Origin of the sequence: Persicitalea sp. (assembly GCF_041751555.1) — a bacterium.
Classification (GTDB): domain Bacteria; phylum Bacteroidota; class Bacteroidia; order Cytophagales; family Spirosomataceae; genus Persicitalea.
In genome coordinates, this window is record NZ_JBGSXF010000696.1 from 1 (window position 1) to 4,504 (window position 4,504).

The following is a 4,504-nucleotide window of genomic DNA, read 5'->3' on the forward strand; positions in this document are numbered from 1 at the left end:
TAAAAAGAAGGGGAAATGGGAAAAAGCGGCCCAGGAGAAAATCATCTACCCCGGTTGGAGCGCGCATTTTCGGGTCGAGAAATGGGACGACACGGCGGAGGTACCTTATCGGGTAAGCCTGGGTAAGCAGGCATCCTTCGAGGGAACGATCCGCCCAGACCCTATTAACAAAGACGAGATCAAAATCGCGACGATGTCCTGCAACTCACCGCGCGATGAGACCGTCGAGGAGCGGGCTGAATACATCAAGAACCTACGCTTTCAAGATCCTGACATTCTGTTTTTTGCGGGCGACCAATCTTACATCCACCAGTACCACACCTACGGTATTCTTCTTTTCGGCGTACAGTTTGCCGAGATTATGAAGGATCGTCCGACCATCATGATCCCCGACGATCACGACGTGGGCCAGGGCAATTTTTGGGGCGCGGGCGGCGGCGTGGCCGACTCCCCGGCGGGCGACACGGGCGGCTACTACTACCCGGCGGAGTACGTCAAGATGGTGGAACGCTGCCAGACCTGGCATCTGCCCGATGCCTACGATCCAACGCCCATAAAGCAAGACATCGGGGTTTACTACACCAATCTCAGAATCGGCGGCGTGGATTTCGCCATCATCGAAGACCGCAAGTTCAAGAGCGGCCCGAACGGTACTATCCCAAAAATGGGACCGCGCCCCGACCATATCGTGGACCCCAGCTACGACCGCAAGGCAGTGGATCTGCCGGGTCTGGACTTGCTCGGTGATCGTCAAATCAAATTCCTCAGCGACTGGGGCCAAAACTGGGAAGGTGCTCAAATGAAGGTAGTTTTATCCCAAACGGCCTTTTGCGGGGCCGTCCACCTGCACGGCAGCATGGACAACCGCCTGCTGGCCGACCTCGACTGCAACGGCTGGCCCCAAACGGGCCGCAACAACGCCCTGCGCGAACTCCGCCGCTGCCTCGCCACCCACCTTTGCGGCGACCAGCACCTGTCGGTCACTGTCAAGCACGGCATCGACGAGTACCGTGACGGCCCGCTGGCGTTCACCAACCCTGCCCTGGTCAACACCATCTATGGTCGCTGGTGGTGGCCGCTGGATGAAAAAGAGGGAGGAGGAGCCAAGATAGAAAATCCGCTCCCCTGGACGGGCGATTACGAAGATGGCCTGGGTAACAAAATCACGATGTACGCCTACGCTAATCCCAAGCAAAAGGATGCCAAGGAATTGAGAGACAGTCGCATGGATCGTGCCGATGGCTACGGCATTGTCCGTTTCAACAAGAAAACCAGCGCGATAACTTTCGAGTGTTGGCCCAGGTTTTCTAACCCAGCAAATGGAAATGGCGAGCAATTCACGGGTTGGCCCCAAACCTTCAAGATGTCCGACAACGATGGTCGGAAGGTTACGGGCTACTTGCCAACCTTAAAATTTGCCACCGAAAATCCGGTGGTGCAGGTGATTGACGAGGCTTCGGGGGAGATTTTGTACACTGAACGTGTGAAAGGGAAAGCGTATCGGCCGAGGGTGTTTGGCGAAGGGAGTTTTACCGTGAAAGCCGGGAAGGACAAGCCGGAGAAAACCGTGCAGGAGAAAGTGAAAGTAGGAGAGGGGATGGTTGAGGTGAAGGTGTAGGGCGATTTTGGACATTTTATGCCATTAGAAATTATTATCCTTGTAATTTGGGTCGAGAAGTCCTAATTTGCAAGGATGATAACAAGAAAAGTACGAAAAGACGTCGAAAAAGCACTCGATCGCCAACCTGCGGTGGCTATCATTGGCACTCGGCAGGTTGGCAAAACTACCCTTGCCCTTGACATTGTGGAAGGTCGGGCGTCGGTGTACCTGGACTTGGAGTCTTACGAAGACAGGGATCGGCTACAAGATCCAATTTTGTTTTTTTCGCAGTACGAGGACAGTTTGATTGTTCTGGATGAGATTCATCGGATGCCCGAAATTTTCCAGACATTGCGCGGGGTGATCGACAAAGGACGTCGTAAGGGAAAAAGAACGGGCAGGTTTCTGATCCTCGGCTCCGCCTCGCTCGACCTGCTGAAGCAGTCGGGTGAAAGTCTGGCGGGACGCATTGGCTATATAGATATGCACCCGCTGAATGTCCTGGAAGTGGGCGTGGATAATCAAGTTTCCTTGTGGGTGCGGGGCGGGTTTCCCGATAGTTTTTTGAGTGCAAGCGAACAGGACAGTTTTTTAACAAGGAAAGACTTCATCCGTACGTACCTCGAACGCGATATACCACAATTTGCCCCGCGTCACCCTGCGGAAATGCTCGAACGCTTGTGGATGATGCTGGCACACAGTCAAGGTGGATTGTTGAATGCCTCGAAGCTTGCCACAAACTTATCTATAGGCACCAAAACCGTAAATTTTTACATTGACCTACTTGTCGATTTGTTGTTGTTCAGGCGTTTGCAACCCTACCATGCCAACATAGGGAAACGCCTGGTGAAAACACCCAAGATATATATCAGAGACAGCGGATTACTGCACGCGCTGCTGGGGATTAGGGATTACAAGGCACTGTCCGGCCATCCCGTATTGGGGGGAAGTTGGGAGGGGTTTGTCATTGAAAATATATTTTCCATCCTTCCCCAAGGCACGAAACCTTACTTTTACAGAACTTCGGCCGGAGCTGAAATCGATTTGGTGTTGGAAATGCCGAACAGCGAGATTTGGGCGATCGAGATAAAAAGCGGCTTGACGGCCAAACCAAGCAAGGGGTATTACATCGCAATCGAGGATGTTAAGGCCACGCACAGCTACGTCGTGTATGCAGGCGCGGAGCAGTATCCCATAGCGGAAGGCATCGATGCCATTAGCCTGGCTGGGCTGATGCTTCTTTTGGAGGAACCCTGACGGGTAAAAGGAGGAGTTCTGTGTGGAAAGCTTAATCTTCCTTGACATCGGACGAGAATACTATTTCCATAGACTCTCCAATTCTTCCATACTTATGACTGTTCCTTTCCCCGCCTTTTTTTCTACTCGACCTCTCTCAATTTTTGCCACAAATTCAGGATTGTAAGGCGATTCCTCCGATTGGAATTTGATTTTTAAAGCCTTAGCTACCGCTTTCAAGGCTTCGAGTTTTTCCTGGTTGTCTGAGCGAAATATGAGTGTTTCCACCTTGTTTGAGTTTGAATCTGCAATTAAATGATAAAATTAAACTAATCTCTCAGTAAAAGTAACGAATAGTTCAAGTGCGCCCTACTGGTACTCGATCTCGAACTCGTATGAATTCGGGCGCGAGATCGTGAAAATCCAGCAGTAATTGACGCATTTGCGTTTGGAGTTTCTCGACACTTTCGGCTTCATCTACGAGAAGATTGTCTTCATGATAGACACGGCCCCAAAATGCCCCGGTGCCATTCTCGATAATAAGTTTTTTACGAAGGGTATTCTTCATTTATTTTATGCCTATCTATAAGATGTTCTACAGTATAGCTGAGTAACGGCAATGCACTTTTTACTATTCGATCATCGTTGACATTGCCAGGAGTTTTTTCGCCGTGGAAAATATTGCACCTGATTTGATATAGAACATTTTTTATAGTTTTTAATTCATTATTCTCACATAATACTATAATATTTTTTTTGGCCATTTCATCAACATTGCCTGATTTATCGTACAATTTACTTTTGGCCATATTAACAACATAATGACGACTATTACTTTTATAATCCTTTTGTAAAGAAGCTTTCAGGTCTTCAAACAACTGGTTTGAATCATCTAAATTTCCCCTATACCACTCTTCGAATTCTCTAACAAATTCATTGAAGATAATGTCTTCGGTATAATTAGTAGAAACTGAAATAAATAATCTTGGAGGAGACTCCAAATTTTTACTCCACTTTAAATCAAGGCTCCACTTCTCCGAATCAATATTCAAAGTTGTTTCCTCAACATGGATTTTTTGTGGTATACTTTTCACTTCATTCAGTACGCGAATGGCCCTTTTAGATTTCTGTCTCTCTATATTAGCACGCTCAATCGTTGCCTGTTTGTAATACAAATTATAGCAAATGGCATTAAACGCAATCCATTCGGACATAAATTTCATATAGAAATCGTTTGAGCCTAAGGAAAGATTATGCCAAGACTTGATTAGCTTTTTTTGCTTGTCGTCAAAATAGGCCATACTATATTCCTTTGGTTGTTATTTGTTTGGTCCAAGCGTCATATTCACTTTTCATCGACGGTAGGGTCACTTCAAAATCATTCGGGTAACTTTTTATGGCTTCAAGTTGCTTCAATAAATGACTATCATCTAAAATATTAAACACTACTTTTATGGTATTCTTTTTTAATTCATTATTTGCTGTTTCATAAAGCTGATGTCGCTCGTCATTAGTCAGAATATCATAAATACTAGTTCTAGTCAGATTATGTAGTTCTTTTGATGGTTCTACTTTTTTTAAAACATAAACTGCTATCATCAAATAGATGTCGTCAATAGTATTTTCAATGGTTGGAATAACTACCTTTTTCTCAGTAAACTCAATCAT

General features: G+C 46.6%; 6 protein-coding genes. 2 read left to right on the forward strand and 4 right to left on the reverse strand.

Translation table 11 applies throughout. The annotated features are described in order from the left end of the window. Both ACEW8P_RS24415 and ACEW8P_RS24420 read left to right on the forward strand, forming a co-directional pair. The coding region (locus ACEW8P_RS24415; protein ID WP_373515675.1) for a hypothetical protein at window positions 1-1,618 on the forward strand (1,618 nt) is incomplete at its 5' end. 75 nt (window positions 1,619-1,693) lie between these two features. Further along, on the forward strand, window positions 1,694-2,857 hold the full coding sequence (locus ACEW8P_RS24420; protein WP_373515676.1) for an ATP-binding protein: 1,164 nt from the start codon (window positions 1,694-1,696) through the stop codon (window positions 2,855-2,857). A 60-nt stretch (window positions 2,858-2,917) separates the two neighbouring features. Here ACEW8P_RS24420 and ACEW8P_RS24425 read toward each other — a convergent pair whose 3' ends face one another. The 4 genes from ACEW8P_RS24425 to ACEW8P_RS24440 form a co-directional block, all read right to left on the reverse strand. After that, window positions 2,918-3,124 (reverse strand): DUF2683 family protein, encoded by a 207-nt coding sequence (locus tag ACEW8P_RS24425; RefSeq protein ID WP_373515677.1) that lies wholly within the window; start codon window positions 3,122-3,124, stop codon window positions 2,918-2,920. Window positions 3,125-3,194: 70 nt separating this feature from the next. Continuing rightward, a complete protein-coding gene (locus ACEW8P_RS24430) occupies window positions 3,195-3,404 on the reverse strand; it encodes a hypothetical protein (protein WP_373515678.1) in 210 nt (69 codons plus the stop codon). Further along, window positions 3,385-4,137: a hypothetical protein gene (locus ACEW8P_RS24435; RefSeq protein WP_373515679.1), complete on the reverse strand. Its 753-nt coding sequence runs from the start codon at window positions 4,135-4,137 to the stop codon at window positions 3,385-3,387. The genes ACEW8P_RS24430 and ACEW8P_RS24435 overlap by 20 nt, the downstream gene beginning before the upstream one ends. 1 nt (window position 4,138) lies before the next feature. Beyond that, window positions 4,139-4,504 (reverse strand): hypothetical protein (locus ACEW8P_RS24440; protein WP_373515680.1); only part of this gene is annotated, 366 nt, incomplete at its 5' end.